Here is a 16685-nt window from a genome sequence, read left to right as displayed (position 1 = left end):
ACGTAAACCTATAAAAAAATGAATAAAATAAACGTTCGTTAATTAACGAGCGTTTAAAAATGAAAAATATACAAAGTTTAGGAGCAATGAAATGATCGTCAAAAAACACATGCTTTCCTTTTTGATTGCTACTTCTCTTTTGCTAGGGGCTTGTAGTCCTTCAGCAGATGAGAGTGGAGCAACAGAAAGTTATTTAGGTACAGAAACAACAGCAAAGAGTATTCAAACGAGTGAGAGTACAGAAGTAAAAAAAGAGAGCAGTTCTGAAGCAGCTTCTTCCAGTCAAACCGAAGGTACAAAAGAACAATCCGTTAAGGAAAGCCAGATTGAAGAAGTAGCATCAGAGGAACCGATAGATGGCTACAAAACGATTAGTGTTGACGGTGGCGACTTATCAGGGCATAGAGAACCAAATGTACGTGTTAATATTGGTTTTGATGATCGAGAGTATTGGGGATTTACCAATGAATATGGACAACTTGTTCGTGTAACAGCAGACGCTATTGTCCTTCAAGATGATACAACGGAACCCATTAAATCGAATGGCAGATATTACCATGATGAAGCGAAAGTTTCAGGTGTTGAAAATTCAAACCTTGATGAAGGACATGTGATTGCAGATTCTTTAGGTGGAGTATCTAACGCCTACAATATTACTCCGCAAGATAGTGTACTCAATCGACATGGTGATCAAGCCTATATGGAACGAAATATTCGTCAAGCAGGCGGAGCAACGAACTTCGAAGCCATTATCACTTATCCTGACACTGAAACACAAATTCCAAGCAAGTATAGGTATACGTATACGATTCTTGGAAATGATATTGTTGATGAATTCGTGAACGGAAATCCTGATGAATATAATAAAGAACAAGGGTTAACAACAAGTGAGTCAACTGAAAGTGAACCCTCACCAGAAAGTTCTATTGTAGAACCAGAAAAACCTAGTGAAGATATTTCTTCAGTCGATACAAATAATAACGGAATGGTAACAATTAAAGAAGCAAAAGATGCTGGCTTCTCCATGCCCATTACAAAAGACCATTGGCTTTATATCTATATGCGTGATAACGATGGAGATGGCATGATTGGAGAATAAAAAGAACAAAATTATTACAGATTTAATATGTCATATACTACTTGTAAACCCACATGAGATCAGTAGATTTCTAAATCAACATTTTTCTCCATTAAATTACCAATTAAAATTTCTGAGCTCCCTCGTAATAAAAGAATTAGTGAAATTAATATAAACATGATATAAACATGATACCAAGAATAAAAGACATAATAACTATTTTAAGCGAACGCGAAACATTTTTATTGAACATATCTATTAAAACAAGAGCGAAACCTACAAAGGATATTAGAAAATTCCGAAAACATTTTATCTCCTACTCCCTTCAAAATTACAATTATTTTATTTCGTAAATTTCAAGTTTAAGTTAGCCACTTGTAGTTACTCTGTTTTACGTTTTAATATCTAGCTATCGAACTGTAATGAGTCCTGTTTGTCAAAAATTCACGAATCAAGTGGCCATACGTTCTTGTTGGAATGCTTTCACGAAACAGTCATGTGGTGTTTGATAATCTAAGATTCTTCTAGGATAGTCATTCATCCATTGTTGAATTCGTAAGCATTGAGCTTCGTTCACATCAGTCATCGGCTTCCCTTTGGGAAGGAAACGGCGAATCAATTTATGCTGGTTCTCGCTTGTCCCGCGTTCCCATGAAGTATAAGGATGACTAAAATAGACATCCACTACATCTTGCAAGGCTTCGTGCAGTCCTGTGAATTCTGATCCATTGTCGGAGGTTACCGTTTTAAACAGGCAGCTAAAGTGTTCACCAGCACGCTCTCGCAATACATGAACTGCCTGGTCAACTGAATGAGCGTCTTTTCCATTCAATTTTAAGGTGACTTCAAAACGTGTTTGCCTTTCGGCTAACGTCAGTAAAACGGCATCTGATTTCACCTTGTTTCCTACAACAGTATCGATTTCCCAATGGCCGAATGTTTCTCGAGTTCCGATGATTTCTGGACGCTCGTCTATGGATTTTCCTAATATGCGCTTGTTAAGATTCGATTTATGATTCTGTTTTTTTATTTTGCGAGACAGCTTTTCGAGCAAGTCTAAGTTCGTTGTTTTCATGATGCCTCGATCAATCCACTGATAAAGAGTGGTGGTGCAAGGAATGATTGAAGGATTGAACAATCCCTGATTTAAGGCAAAACCAATTACAACATCTGGGGACCACTTTTCATGGATCATCTTGTCATCAGCCCAGTTAGTAAAAGCATCTGTATCGGCCCATTTGGGCCGTCTACCAGAGTTCAGACGCTCTTTATCGTAGTGAGATTGTCCTGCGTCAGCGCTATAAACAGAGTCATAATAGTCATACACTTTGCCATTTTGATTTTGGCGTTTTAATTGTGTAACTGTCCCTCTTTTGATTTCATTATGGATGGTTTGTGGAGCTCGCTCAATAACTCCAGAAATCTGTCGGTTTGAATAGCCTTCTTTTTTTAGAACCTCTATTTGGCAGCGTTCCGCATAAGAAAGGTGTTTTCCCTTACGTGAATCTATGTTATTCTTAGTTTGCGTCATGTGAATTCATCCTTGTCTATTGAGAGTTAGTGGTAACTTCAATATAACATGAAATTCACATGGCGTTTTTTAGTTAGCGGTGGCTAACTTCATTATATAATCCACCAATTATTTTATTTCTGAATTGAGTATACAATTCATTTAATTAGACAAAACAAAAAAAAGTGTTTAACAGTTGGTATATACTAACTGTTAAACACTTTTTTTAAAAAAATATTTTATTCATAACTGAAACTTATTTTATTTCTTTAGTTTTAGCTAACTCTTTAAACCAATAGGCACTCTTTTTAGGATAGCGTTCTTGCGTGTCAAAGTCTACATAGAATAGTCCATAACGTTTTTCGTATCCGTTTGACCATGAGAAGACATCCATAAGTGACCAGATGAAGTAACCTTTAACATTTGCACCATCCGCAATTGCGTCTGATAAAACTTCCAAGTGTTTCTTCACGTAATCAATACGACCATCATCATAAACGGTATTATCTACAAACTCATCTTTGTATCCAAGACCGTTTTCAGTGATGTAAATCTTCTTGTAGTTTGGATAATCATTTTTCACTCGCATGATTTGGTCATACAAGCCTTCAGGATAAATAATCCAGTCCCAATCCGTTCTAGGCACATAATCTGGTGCGATTCGGCGACCAACACCTTTAATCTGGTACTTAGAACTTCCTTTTTCACCCTTACCATTGTGAATGATTTCAGTCTCACCATCAAAGGCTTGCATCCAATCACTCATGTAGTAATTGATACCAAGGAAATCGTTCAAATCTTTAGCTGCTTCAAGTGCTTGGAAGTCTTCATCACGAAGATCAAGTTCTCCACCATTTTCAGCTAGGATGTGGTTGACCCCTTCCATCGTTTTATCTGAATAGTGTCCAAGGTAGGTTGCATCCAAGATAAATTTGTTATGGATGATATCTTCTAACTCAGCGGCACGAACATCTGCTGGATTTTCTGGATCATAAGGGTATTTGGTTGGCAACGCATGTACTACACCAATTTCGCCTTTATAACCTTTATCTTTATACAATTTCACAGCACGTGCATGAGTAACCATCATATTGTGGTGTGATTGGAAGACTTTGGCAAGATCATATTGAATGCCTGGAGGGAATTTACCAACCAAGTATTGACCATCTCCAATTGGGCCAATTTCATTGAAAGTTGTCCAGTAGTTTACTTCTGGGAACTCTTCAAAACAGAAAGCGGCATAATCTACAAAGTGTTCTATATTTTCGCGGTTTAAGAAATCTCCATCTGAGTGAAGAACTTCTGGTGTGTCAAAGTGGTGCAAAGTCACGAATGGCTCAACATGACGTTTGTGGCACTCGGCAAAAAGATTATGGTAGAATTCAACACCTTTTTCATTTACTTCGCCATAGCCAGTTGGGAAAATACGAGACCAGGCAATTGAAATACGAATACCATTAACGCCATATTTTTCAGCTAATTCTAAATCAACAGGATATTTATGGTAAAAATCACTTGCAGGCTCTGCTGTGTACCAATAATTGTCTTCAAGATACTTATCCCATGCAACTGGGCCTTTACCATCCGTGTGAGTCGCACCTTCTGCTTGATAAGCAGCTGTAGCACCACCAAAAATAAAGTCTTCAGGTAATTTCAACATTATATTCCTCCTTCAATATTTTTTACATCTATTTCTTTATTACTAGTGTTTAATATATTCATTACAAAGTTTAAAGCCCCTTTAGGATCTCTTGTAAGGGAAATATACTCTTTACCCTGGGTTTTAACTAATTCAATACCTAGTCTATCGGTATCTTTTTTTATATCTTCATAATTAGAAGCAACTTGGGGAGCTAAAATAATTAAGTCGAAGTCTTTCATCATATCATGATGTGCACCATAAGAACCTGCAGCAGAATTTATTGGAATATTGTATTCTTTTGCACCTTTGGCAAGCGCATTTGCTAACAGACCACTAGTTCCACCACCAGCGCACAATACTAAGACGTTTTTTTCTTTACTATCTTCATTCTCATTCATAGCATAAACTAAATCATCAATGCTCTTTGTAGGAGTATTTTCATTTTGAGATTCACCTGTATCTGTTACTAATTTATTTTCTTTTTCAACCATTTGCTTATCATAAACCTTAAAGAAAGGATAATAAATCAATACATCCATTACTAAAAGTATAATAGCTAGAAGAAAAGCTAAAGGAGCAAAACCTGTACCTAGAACCAAACCAACTGGACCTGGAGTAGTCCATGGCAAGAAGTACAGAAAACTATTCATGTTAAGAAGGTCTATGAAACCTTTAAATAGCCAAATGTTCGCTATTGGAGCTAACATGAAGGGAACGAAGAATATTGGGTTGAGAACTATAGGTGCTCCAAAAAGGATTGGTTCGTTAACTCCAAAAGATGTTGGAACAAACGAAGCTTTTCCAATTGCTTTATTTTGTTTTGACTTACCTAATATCATAAACATAAAAGGAACAACAAGTGTCGCACCAGTACCTCCTAAAGTAGCAACAAAGTGCTGAGCACCAGGTGTTAAAACATGAGAAGCATGTTCGCCAGCTTGATACAATCTTAAATTGGCATCTAGATTCAGGTAAATAATAGCTGAAATTGCTGGTTCTACAATAGAAGGACCGTGAATTCCAATAAACCAGAAAAATGACATTGCTCCGTAAATTAGGGCTAATCCTAAGTAACCATCTGCGGCTGTAAATAGAGGCTGAAACATTTGAATAACAGCTTGAGCAAAATTTATTCCGACAATACTTCTTATAATAATATCTACGGCTAACAATAATAAGGAAGAAGCAGCGAATGGAAGTAGATCTTTAAACGTTTGAGAAATATTGGGTGGAACTTCTTCAGGCATTTTTATAGTAATATTATTTTTTATAAAAAGATTATAAATATTTACTACAATAAAAGCGGATAGGAATGCGGACAATAGACCAGTAGTACCTAAATAACCGCTAGCAAATCCACCTTCGATTGGATCTGAAGAAAGTAATAAAAATCCAACTATAGCAGCTAGCATTGTGGAAATATTATTTATTTGATTATTCTTAGGTAAGTTCCTGTTGAAAGAATCTGTTAATGACTTTGCAGTTGTTCCGGCCACTAATAAACCGAGTATCCCCATTGAATAATCATACGGCTTTACGATAAGAGCTTCGATGTTTTCACTCCAAAAGAATCCAAAAATGTTTGGAACATAGGCAATTAACATAAAAACACTTGAAAATAAGACTACTGGCATAGCAGCAATAAAGCCATCTCTAACCGACCGCAAGTAAATATTCCTAGAAACTTTTTCAAAAAAAGGTTTCATTTTTTCTATCTGTGCAATTAACTTATCCATTTAAAACATCCTTTCATTATTTTTTATAAAGCTCAATTATATGATGAACTAAATCTCGTAAGAGAAGAGTAGTCATAAGATGATCTTGTCCATGCACCATAATAAATCCAACCTCGACACTTTCTCCTGAAGCTTCTTGAGCTAGCATTGTTGTTTGTGTGTTGTGCGCTTCTTTGATACTTTCATTTGCTTCTTCTACTAATTGATTAGCTTCGTCATACATACCTTGTTTAGCGAGGTTCATGGCATCTAGTAATTTTGACCTTGCTTCACCAGCATATGCTACAATTTCAAAACCAATCATATTTGCTTCTTCTCTATTCAATGTAATTCTCCTTTGAGACATTATATTAATGTCTAGTTATTTTATATTTATATATCTAAAATAAAATAAATAAGAGCTAAAATTTTATTTGTTTAATTTAGATGACTATTCTTTTAGTAACAACCTCCTGTTTGTTAATGAATAATAATGTTTGTTTTTGTTTTACAATCCCTAGTATAACTTACAAAAAGCAAAAGTCAACGCTTTCTTTTTGGTTTTTTTTAAATTAAAACTGAAATAATTCAAGATTAAATTTTTATTATAATAATAAAAATAATAGTGTTTAAATTTTTTTATTATAAAACCCTCTATATAGACGTTTTTTTGATTATCAGTAAATAAAAAAAGTCGGTTTTTTAAAAATGTTTACATTTGGTTGCAATAATGTTAGATTATGTTTATTATGAGATAGATAAATAAATTATTCGATTTTTTTTTAAAAAAAGTATATTTATTTAAGAAAGGATAAGTTAATGAAAAGGGATAGATTACTAACCATTTTAGATGAAGTGAATAAGAGTGGTACTATAAAAACGGCTGACTTAATAAAACGATTAAATGTTTCGGATATGACGGTTCGAAGAGATCTAGATGAGTTAGCCAGAAGTGGGAAAATAATTCGTCTTCACGGTGGTGCTCAAAGTGTTAAAAGTAATATCCTCTATGAAGCATCTCATATTGAGAAACGTGAACTTCATATAGAAGAAAAGCGAGAAATTGCTCAAATCGCAGCTACAGAAATCCAAGAGGGCGAAACTATTTTCATTGGTCCTGGTACAACGTTAGAATTTTTGGCAAGTTATATTCAAGTAGATTACTTAAGAGTCGTAACAAATAGTCTACCTGTGTTTGAAAAATTCAAAACAGAATGTCCGCAAATTGAAATTGTTTTAACAGGTGGTATGTTTCGCGAACGCTCTGGAGCATTTGTCGGAGAACTGACGAATGGAACAATCGAAAAATTAAAATTTAATCGAGCATTTGTTGGAGTCAATGGTATACGAAATGAAAGTGTTATGACGGCTGATACAGAAGAAGGTCAAACACAAAAAAAAGCGTTGAATAATGCCCAGATAAAATATATTCTAACCGACTATCATAAATTAAATACAGATGATTTTTATCAATTTTATAGTCTGTATGATATTGATTATCTCATTACAAACCGTCAATTAACGAATGAGACATTGTCACATTATCAACAATTTACCAAAGTTAAATTAACAGGGAATAAAAAGAAATAAAAATTAAAGGAGATTATAAAAATGAAAATTGCATTGGGTTCAGATAAAAAAGGATTTGAATTAAAAGAAGTTATCAAAAATTACTTAAAAGAACAAAAGTACACTGTTATTGATACAACAGAAGAAGCAGCTGAGGATTTTATTGAATCGTCAAAATTAGTTTCTGCAGCAGTTTTGGAAGGACAAGCAGACCGCGGAATTATGTTTGATGAATTCGGCGCAGGTTCATTTATGGCAAGCAATAAGATTAAAGGTATGATTACAGCGAATGTTACAGAAGAAAGAACAGCTCATATGACAACAGAGCACAACGGAGCAAAAGCTATCGCAATCGGAGCGGGTATCGTTGGACCGTCATTAGCAAAAAGTATCGTAGACTCTTATTTAGAAATCGAGTATGCAGGCGGACGTCACCAAGTTCGTGTAGATATGCTGGAAAAAATGATTTAAAAAACGTCTAAACGTAAACAAACTAGGAGGAATTATAAAATGATTATTGCTATCGGAAACGATCATATTGTAACAGATGTGAAAATTGATATTTCAAATTTCTTAAAAGAACAAGGACACGAAGTTATTGATGTAGGAGCTTACGACACAAGTCGCACCCATTACCCAATATATGGTAAAAAAGTTGGAGAATTAGTAAGCAATAAAACAGCTGATAGAGGCATCGTTTTATGTGGAACAGGTGTAGGTATCACAGTAGCTGCGAACAAAAATGAAGGTGTTCGTGCTGCATTAGTAAGCAATGCTGCTATCACTAAATACGTAACAGAAGAATTAAATGCAAACGTTATTGGTTTTGGTGGAACAACAGTCGGTAAATTTTTAGCAGAAGATATCGTATCCGTATTTTTAAATGCTGAATACAAAGAAACAGCTGAAAATAAAAAATTGATTGAAAAAATTGACAACCTTGCACCAAAAAATGCAGATCAAAACAACAATCCGGATTTCTTTAAAAAAGAATTAGATTTATGGGATGAAGGCTATTACCACGATTAATTAAAAAGGAGCTGTGATCATGGCTAAATCAATTTTAGCAGTTACGATGAACCCATCTGTAGATATTTCTTATCCACTAGAAAGACTGCAGTTAAATAGTGTTAATAGAGTAACAGAAGTAACTAAAACGGCTGGTGGAAAAGGGTTGAACGTCGCGCGTGTGCTGCACCAACTGAATTCTCCAGTGGTTGCATCTGGTGTTTTGGGAGGAACAATTGGTCAGTTTATCCAAAAAAAGCTAGATGAAACCAATATAAAACATAACTTCATGCCAATTGATCAAGAATCGCGTAATTGTATCGCTATTTTACATGATGATATGCAACAAACAGAACTATTAGAAACAGGACCTTTATTAACGGACAAAGATGAAGCAAACTATTTAAAGCATTTTAAGAATAGCTTAGATGGTATATCTGTTGTAACGATATCTGGAAGCTTACCTAAAGGGCTAAGTATGGAGTTATATGCAAAAATGATTGAGATTGCTTCAATTAAAGAAATACCAGTTTTACTAGATAGTTCTGGTGAACCGTTGAAAGTTAGTTTGTCAAGAAAACATAAACCTTTCTTGATTAAACCAAATCAAGAAGAAATTGCTCAATTAATTGCAAAACCAATCAATGATTTCGTTGAATTGCAAGAAGTTTTAGCAACAAATCCATTATTTGAAGGTGTAGAATGGGTTGTTATCTCTTTAGGAGCAGACGGTGCACTAGTGAAACACAACACAGAATTTTTCCGCTTAACCATTCCTAAAATAGACGTCGTGAATCCTGTTGGATCAGGTGATTCAACGGTTGCCGGGCTAGCTAGTGCAATTGCAACTGGCGCTGACAATGTTGAGGTCATGAAAACCGGTATGACAACAGGGATGTTAAATACTATGGAGAAAAAAACTGGATTTATTAACAACGATTTGTTTAATGAGTATTATAAAAAAGTTACATTAAAAAAACTAAACTAAAAGGATGGATGAGAGTAATGACACCAAATAAATTAGCAAGTCTAAAAGCATTATCAAACGAAAGAGGCGTAATCGCAGCATTAGCAATTGATCAACGTGGTTCACTTAAAAAAATGTTGGCTGCAGCAGCAAACAAGCCAGCTAACGAAGAAGATATCGTTGAATTCAAAAAAGTTATTTCTTCAGAGTTGACACCTTATTCTACTTCTATTTTATTAGACCCAGAATACGGTTTACCAGCAGCTAAATTACGTGCTGATGGAACAGGTTTATTAGTAGCTTATGAAAAAACTGGTTACGATGCTACTGAACCAGGTCGTTTACCAGATTTATTAGAAGAATGGTCTGTTTACCGCTTGAAAGAAGCTGGAGCAGATGCCATTAAATTCCTCTTGTATTATGACGTGGACGAAGATCAAAAAATCAACGATTACAAACATGTCTACATGGAAAGACTTGGATCAGAATGTGCTGCAGAAGATATTCCATTTTTCTTAGAATTAGTGTCTTATGATGCAAAAAATGACGATGCTAAGAGTCCAGAATATGCAAAAGTAAAACCTCACAAAGTAAACGAAATGATGAAAGAGTTCTCTAAACCACAATACAAAGTAGATGTATTAAAAGTAGAAGTACCAGTAAATATGGCTTATGTTGAAGGATACAATGGAGACAACACGCCTGTTTATACGAAAGAAGAAGCAACAAAATATTTTGTTGAACAAAGTGAAGCAACAGACTTACCATTTATCTTCTTAAGTGCTGGAGTATCAGCTAAAATGTTCCAAGATACATTGAAATTTGCGCATGCAGCAGGTTCTCAATTCAACGGAGTTTTATGTGGCCGTGCAACTTGGGCTAATGGTATTGAAGTGTTTGCTAAAGATGGCGAAGAAGCTGGTAAAGAGTGGATGAATACAGTCGGTAAGAAAAACATTGAAGAATTAAATGCTGTACTAAAAGAAACAGCTGTTCCATATTTTGATAAAATAAAATAGATTAAATAGACTTTAAGAGATTAAGTGACCGTTTTGGTCTGGCTATCTCTTAAAGATATTTTTTTAAAAAGGATGAAAAAATTGGATAAATTAAAGGCTATTTGTAAAAAAAATAAAAAATATAAGATACTAGATGTAACAAGTTTAGATTTTAAAGCTTACGGCAACATTCTTGAAGGCTATGACCTAACCGAAATCAAAGAGTACACAGAAAAAAATATTGCCATTCCTAAAGAAGGAAATAGCTACTCTCCATTTAATAATGTTTTAGATGAATTCAAGATTATTAAAGAAATTGAATCAGATGTTTATGCGGGACTCCCAGTACAAGCTGGCGAATGTGTAGGCAATAATGCATCTTTTTCAGCATATGAATACCATCAAGGAAGCGAGGTAAATATTGTGCTAACGGATGTACTGATGGTTTTAGGGAAAAGAGAGCAAGTAACAGATGGTATTTTTAACGCACAAGAGGATGCGAAAATCTTTTTTGTCCCAGCAGGTACAATCATTGAAATGTACAGTGCAACGCTTCATTATAGCCCTTGTATTGTAGATGATACTGGTTTTAAAGTAATTGTCATCTTAATAAAAGGGTCAAATGAACCACTTGAAGATAATTTTGAAAGTAAAAATAAAGCAATCGTTAAAAAAAATAAATTTCAATTCGTACATGAAACAAGAACAGATAAAATAGCAGATGGTATTAAAGTTGGTTTAATCGGAGAATTAATAGTACTTAACCCTATTTAATAATGAATTTAAAATGAAGTGAGTAATGGTTTTTATTTTAAAATTTGTTCTAAAATAACTATTTGAATAGATAAAATATTCTACTCAAAGATCATTGAAAACTGCATTTCTTTAGTATCCAAAGGAGCTAAAATACAGTTGCCTTTTTTATCATACAAATTGCCCATTTTACCTACTTTATCAGGTAATCCATAAAAAGGTTCAATGCATAAAAATGGAGCTTGTTTATTTTCAAGTGTCCATAACGTTAAATAAGGAAAGTCACTTACTTCTAATGTAATACTGCTTTTAGAAAGTTTGCTAGATAAGGTAACAGTCTTGATTGCTTCATCAATAATTAGCAGTCCATTGTCGAAAGTTGTGTACTCTAAATTGAGGACGTTATCTTTTACTAAGGTCAAATTTTTATTATTTCCTGTAATAAATGGGAAAGGACCATCATCAATTTCTAAGACTTGGACTGGGTTTTTTAAATCAGGTTCAAAGGATAAGTTATAATCAGAAAAGCCACCTTCATCATTTAAAGGAACATTAAACCCTGGGTGAGCACCTAAAGCGAAAGGCAATTTGTTTGTCTCACTAAGGTTTTCAACAGTGTATTGAACAGAAAGCTTTTTCCCTTCTAATACATAATTGATTTCCAATTTAAATTTAAAAGGATACATTTTTTGAGTTTGCTCATTATCTGATAGACAAAATAGCGCATGATCGTCGCTTTTGCTGATCAATTCGAAATCAAAGTCTCTAGCAAAACCGTGTTGACTCATTGTGTATTCTTTTTGACCGATAGTATACGTGTCTTGGTTCAGCTTACCTATAATTGGAAACAACACAGGAGCATGTCTTCCCCAGTATTGGCTATCTCCGGTCCATAAGTAGTTAAAAGTGTCTACTTTATTGTAAACTTTTGCCAACTCTGCTCCTTTTTCTTTGATAGCAATGGATAAATAATCATTTTCAATAGTAATCACTTAAAGTCCTCCTCGTTTAGTTTAAAATACTGATAGATTTTTTAAAAATAACCTACTAGGATAACAGTCTAAGATCAATATAAGCAGACCATTAGTGAAGCTTTATTTATTCTAATCTTTACACTGGTCTTTTTCGAATGCGCTCACAATTAAAGTTAAGGGTTAATAAATTAAAACTCTACATAGTAAAACGTATCATTAAAAACAAACAAAGTCAAACAAATAAGGACAAATAGAAACGAGTTGATAACTAAAAAAAATATTAGAGCAGAACAGATAGTTTTAAGATAATAAATAATAAAGGAGTCAAAGTGCTTTATGGGGAATACCTCTATGTTTATATTTAAGTAATGGTGGTAAAAAACGGAAAAGTGAGTGAAGGAGTTTTAGTGATGTTGAATTTATTTTCGAATCCAGATTTTGTTCCTTTACTTTTGAGCAGCATCGGAATTGGTTTGTGGTGGACCCTTTCTCCAGCAATAGTAAGTTAAAAAAAGAACCTATTAAATTTATTAGTTCTTAGAGTGTTTTAGTTTTCCTTGATCCATATTGTGAAAAGTTATTATCCTTTTACTTTCTTTACCTAAAATAGATTCAGCAAAAGTTAAAAAAGAATCAACGCCTTGAGTTGCTAATAATTCAACATAAGATACTTTTTCTTGGAAAATATTTAAAAGACCAATTTGATATTAAAACAACTTATGTTTTTCAATCGCCTCAGAATGCTCCACTGAATTTTTTTTAGGAGATACTTCTTTTTTTGGATTTTCTAAACTGGTGCTGGAAACAAGTAAAAAAGTCCAATGGTTTCAACGATAAAAGATATTGTTGCTTTCTTCATAAAACTTTTGTCTTTTTTTACAAAGCTCATAACTAAAAACTAATTGTTGCAATACTTCCTATCATCTAAATAAGAAACCCTAAAATATTCATAATATTCTCTTTAAATAAATTTAGTGGGAAAAAGAGGTAACTATTTTATAAATTACTTTGTTTGTCAAATTAAGTTAGGCAGTTCACACATTATTAATGTAACTCAGAAATACTTCTAGCGGTGTCTGATACTGTAAAGATTTTACTGGGATTTGGTTCCTTCTTGAAGCTACTGAAGAAATAAAGAATTAATCGATTTGGTTAAAATCCATTTCTTTTGGTAGAGCGTCTTTTCTTAGCAAACCAGCAAAATCAAAAGCAGGAGAAACTTTAAAAAAATATCAAGATAAAAAGCATTAAGTCACTTACAATCATTTTAGTTAATTAAAAATAAATATTTCAAGTTAAGAAACTGAAGGATAGTAGCTCAATAGCTCTAATCTTCAGTTTCTTTTACTTTGTACTTAATGTCAGATGAAAGTTGTTTGGAATCTCTTTCTTTTATCTTTCGGTATAATGATCCTTGAGAGATACCAGTGATTCGGATGATATCTTTAACCGAATAATGTCCTGAATCATATAAGCGTAAAGCATCTGTTACTTTTTGTTTATCCATTGTCGGTCTACCAAGCTTCACGCCACGTGCTTTAGCTGATGCTAAACCTTCATTCACTCGCTGTACCGTTAAATCACGTTCCAATTGAGCAATTACAGCCATCATCTGAAACATGGCCTGGCCAGTTGGAGTAGAAGTATCTAAATTCTCTTTTAACGAAATAACTTCTACTCCTTGCTCTTTAAGTTCTTCAACCGTAGACAAAATATCTAGCGTTTTTCTACCTAAACGACTAATCGATTCAATAATAACTGTATCACCTGAACGAACAGTATTAAATAAGCTATCTAGTCCAGCGCGTTTCTTTTGCGTACCGGTAAATTTTTCTTGTATAAGTTTATCGTAACCAACTTTTTCTAAAGCATCTAGTTGACGATGAAGTTCTTGTTTGTCTGTCGATACTCTAGCATAAGCAATTTTCATCATTTCACTCCTTAACACTAATCCTTCTATATAATATATTGAAATAAATTCATAGATTAGTTTGTATAATATAACTCTTTTTTATTATATCATTTACGCATTTAAATGTAAGGGTATTTGGTAATGATTATGGACATTGATTTTGGTAATCCTAGGTAAGTTGATTATATAAGGATTTTTGATTGTTTTTCTTTCTACAAAAATCAGTTCCCAAAAACACTTGTATTTGGGAATTCGTTTTTAACTTTAATAGACCGAATATTTTAAAAATGTTCGGTCTATTAAACATATTTTTTTATTAATAGTTTCTACTTATTCTGATGGATAGTTAAATATATAATCCAGTCCTGGATATAAGATTAGTTCCCAAATATGTCTATTCTTTATTGTAGATGTTTAATCAGTTACTTTTTCTAAAATTAGTTTGTGAACGATGAAATCACCAGGTGGATTTTCAAGAGAGATTCCACAAGCAGATAATTCAGATCCGCTATAAACAGTATTGGTATTCATTTCGAGATAATTAGCTTCGGTATCTAAATAAGGAATGCGAATAAGCAAGGATAAGTCAAAGACTTCATAGATATTTCGGAATACGTAAATGATTGCATTATTTTTCTTTTCATCTACAAACATCCATCCACACATATTTGATTCATTTGGAGAACTTAATCGATAAAAATCCCCTTCAAAAATGAGGTCTCTTTCTTTTTTATACGTTGATAAATGATTAGCTACCTTCTGTCTTTCTTTTCCAGACATATTGATAATATCCATTTCGTAACCCATATTTGTTGAAGAAGCTAAAGCAGCTCTTGTTTCAAATGCAATTTTGCGACCTGTCTGATGATTGGGAACTTCAGAAACATGACCAGTCATAGAAGCAATAGGAAACATGTAAGAAGCACCATACTGAATTTGCTGTCTATCTAAAGCATCGGTATTATCGCTAATCCAGGTTTGAGGGAAATAAAACAGCATGCCAGGGTCTAGCCTTCCGCCACCGCTCGAACAGTTTTCAAAAAGCACATCAGAATGTTTTGAAGTTAAAGTGTTAACAATATGATAAAGTCCGAGCATATATCTATGAGAAAAATCTATTGAATGATTCTCCATTTTAGTAGGAGAGAAGGGATCAGTCATGTGCCGATTCATGTCCCATTTAATGTAATTCACGCCAAGACTAGTAATGGTATCTGACAAAGTCTTTATAATGAAGTCTTGTACTTCTTTATTGGTTAAATCTAAAAATAATTGGTTTCTACCTAAAATTGGTTCGTAGCTTTTGCTTTTCATTACCCAATCAGGATGTTGGGCAATAAGATCGGTATTTGGTGAAATCATCTCTGGCTCGAACCAAATTCCAAATCCAATCTTTTTTTCCTTTGCATAATCCACCAAAGGCTTAATGCCATTAGGAAACTTCTCCTCATCTATAGTCCAATCCCCTAAAGAAGTTTTACTACTATTGCGTTTACCAAACCAACCATCATCCAAAACGACAGTTTCAAATCCTAAAGAACTTGCCGAATCAATCATTTCTAATAGTAATCTTTCAGAAACGTTAAAGTAAGTCATTTCCCAGCTATTGATTACGATAGGTCTTTTTCTTTTTTTCCAAAGTGGATTAATTAAATGATTATTGAAAAAAGTATGAAATGCTTGAGAATTACTATTAAACCCTTGGCTACCATATACCAGCAATGCTTGTGGACTTTGAATAGCTTCTTTTGGATTTAGAGTCCATGAGAAAGTTTCTTCATTTATGCCAATTTGTACCCTTAAGTTATTATATTGATCTCGTTCAATGTTTTCTTCATGATTCCCACTGTAAAGCAAGGTAAGTGCATGAACTTCTCCTTGAAACTCTGTTGCATCTTTTGATAGCGCAAGAAAGGGTGGGTATTGTGGACCACTTGCTCCCCTAGTACTCCCAATTTTAAATAAGCCATGTTGAATATCACTTCTAGTCATTTGAAATTCTTTTTGATGCGTTCCGTAAAATGTTGTGAGGAGCTGGTTATCATAATGGGTATCAAGTGATGCACTTAAGAGCTTATCTATTTTCACAATTTGAGTGCTCTCGTTGATTACTTTAGTAGAGCGTACGATAATTGGTGAATCTTCAAAAATTGTATAAAACAAATCTAGAGTGATTTTTGCAATTTTATCATATAAATGAATGATCAATGTTTGACCAAAAGATTCATTGCTTCTTGCAAAAGGAAGATCTTGAAGTTCTATAGCTTGATCATGAATTTCATATCCGACATAAGAAAATCTACTTATGCTTTGCCCATTTTGGTTTTGAATCTTTACGGCTGAATTTCTGAAATCACCTTGATGAGGCAGAGAAATTTCCTGAGGTAAGAATTCAAGAGAAAGTTCTGGCTTAAGAACATTTGGGGTTGCAGCAAAGGTCCTTTTTTTCAGCTTCGGACGATTGCTAAAGTTGTAATGAGTAAGCTTCTTACCCCAATGGCGATGAATTAAATAGGTGTCTTCTACGATTTCCATGATATAACTAACATAGGTATTAGT

The 16685-nt window shown here is 33.8% G+C and carries 14 protein-coding genes and 1 pseudogene; 7 read left to right on the top strand and 8 right to left on the bottom strand.

Translation table 11 applies throughout. The features are described 5' to 3' along the window. Positions 1–91 precede the first annotated feature (91 nt). Positions 92–1099, top strand: a complete 1008-nt coding sequence (locus BLT48_RS00735) for a DNA/RNA non-specific endonuclease (RefSeq protein WP_089974420.1) — start codon at positions 92–94, stop codon at positions 1097–1099. A gap of 430 nt (positions 1100–1529) precedes the next feature. Here BLT48_RS00735 and BLT48_RS00730 read toward each other — a convergent pair whose 3' ends face one another. The 4 genes from BLT48_RS00730 to BLT48_RS00715 all read right to left on the bottom strand — a co-directional run bounded on the left by BLT48_RS00730 (position 1530) and on the right by BLT48_RS00715 (position 6291). Next, entirely contained in the window at positions 1530–2609 is a 1080-nt protein-coding gene (locus tag BLT48_RS00730; protein WP_089974418.1) for an IS30 family transposase, read from the bottom strand. A gap of 235 nt (positions 2610–2844) precedes the next feature. After that, a complete protein-coding gene (gene lacG, locus BLT48_RS00725; protein WP_089974411.1) occupies positions 2845–4248 on the bottom strand; it encodes a 6-phospho-beta-galactosidase in 1404 nt (467 codons plus the stop codon). Next, positions 4248–5966 carry a lactose-specific PTS transporter subunit EIIC gene (locus BLT48_RS00720; protein WP_089974410.1) on the bottom strand — a complete coding sequence of 573 codons (1719 nt, stop codon included), beginning with the start codon at positions 5964–5966 and terminating at the stop codon, positions 4248–4250. The genes lacG and BLT48_RS00720 overlap by 1 nt, the downstream gene beginning before the upstream one ends. A 16-nt stretch (positions 5967–5982) precedes the next feature. After that, complete coding sequence (locus tag BLT48_RS00715) at positions 5983–6291, bottom strand: PTS sugar transporter subunit IIA (protein ID WP_089974407.1); 309 nt, start codon at positions 6289–6291, stop codon at positions 5983–5985. Positions 6292–6764: 473 nt separating this feature from the next. On the opposite strand from BLT48_RS00715, the gene BLT48_RS00710 reads away from it, so the two are divergent. From BLT48_RS00710 to BLT48_RS00685, 6 genes are all read left to right on the top strand, one after another. After that, a complete protein-coding gene (locus BLT48_RS00710; RefSeq protein WP_089974406.1) occupies positions 6765–7535 on the top strand; it encodes a DeoR/GlpR family DNA-binding transcription regulator in 771 nt (256 codons plus the stop codon). A gap of 21 nt (positions 7536–7556) precedes the next feature. Next, positions 7557–7985, top strand: a complete 429-nt coding sequence (gene lacA / locus BLT48_RS00705; RefSeq protein WP_089974404.1) for a galactose-6-phosphate isomerase subunit LacA — start codon at positions 7557–7559, stop codon at positions 7983–7985. Between the two features lie 39 nt (positions 7986–8024). Then, positions 8025–8543, top strand: coding sequence for a galactose-6-phosphate isomerase subunit LacB (gene lacB, locus BLT48_RS00700; protein WP_089974402.1), 519 nt, complete (start codon positions 8025–8027; stop codon positions 8541–8543). Positions 8544–8562: 19 nt separating this feature from the next. After that, positions 8563–9510: a hexose kinase gene (locus BLT48_RS00695; RefSeq protein ID WP_089974400.1), complete on the top strand. Its 948-nt coding sequence runs from the start codon at positions 8563–8565 to the stop codon at positions 9508–9510. 8 nt (positions 9511–9518) lie between these two features. Beyond that, positions 9519–10508: a tagatose-bisphosphate aldolase gene (gene lacD, locus BLT48_RS00690; RefSeq protein WP_089974398.1), complete on the top strand. Its 990-nt coding sequence runs from the start codon at positions 9519–9521 to the stop codon at positions 10506–10508. 72 nt (positions 10509–10580) lie between these two features. Next, positions 10581–11261, top strand: coding sequence for a DUF4867 family protein (locus BLT48_RS00685; protein ID WP_089974494.1), 681 nt, complete (start codon positions 10581–10583; stop codon positions 11259–11261). Positions 11262–11341: 80 nt separating this feature from the next. Here the strand turns inward: BLT48_RS00685 and BLT48_RS00680 are convergent, their stop codons facing one another. The 4 genes and pseudogenes from BLT48_RS00680 to BLT48_RS00670 all read right to left on the bottom strand — a co-directional run bounded on the left by BLT48_RS00680 (position 11342) and on the right by BLT48_RS00670 (position 16661). Next, on the bottom strand, positions 11342–12232 hold the full coding sequence (locus tag BLT48_RS00680) for an aldose 1-epimerase family protein (protein WP_089974396.1): 891 nt from the start codon (positions 12230–12232) through the stop codon (positions 11342–11344). Between the two features lie 1016 nt (positions 12233–13248). Further along, a pseudogene (locus BLT48_RS13610) lies at positions 13249–13410 on the bottom strand (IS30 family transposase); the annotation flags it as partial. Positions 13411–13541: 131 nt separating this feature from the next. Then, a complete protein-coding gene (locus BLT48_RS00675; protein WP_089974394.1) occupies positions 13542–14144 on the bottom strand; it encodes a recombinase family protein in 603 nt (200 codons plus the stop codon). 396 nt (positions 14145–14540) lie between these two features. Continuing rightward, on the bottom strand, positions 14541–16661 hold the full coding sequence (locus tag BLT48_RS00670) for an alpha-galactosidase (RefSeq protein ID WP_089974493.1): 2121 nt from the start codon (positions 16659–16661) through the stop codon (positions 14541–14543). Positions 16662–16685: the final 24 nt, after the last annotated feature.

The sequence above is a fragment of the Carnobacterium viridans genome, assembly GCF_900102725.1.
Classification (GTDB): domain Bacteria; phylum Bacillota; class Bacilli; order Lactobacillales; family Carnobacteriaceae; genus Carnobacterium_B; species Carnobacterium_B viridans.
The sequence above is the reverse complement of the archived record's forward strand: the minus strand, read 5'-3'. Positions and strand labels throughout refer to the sequence as shown.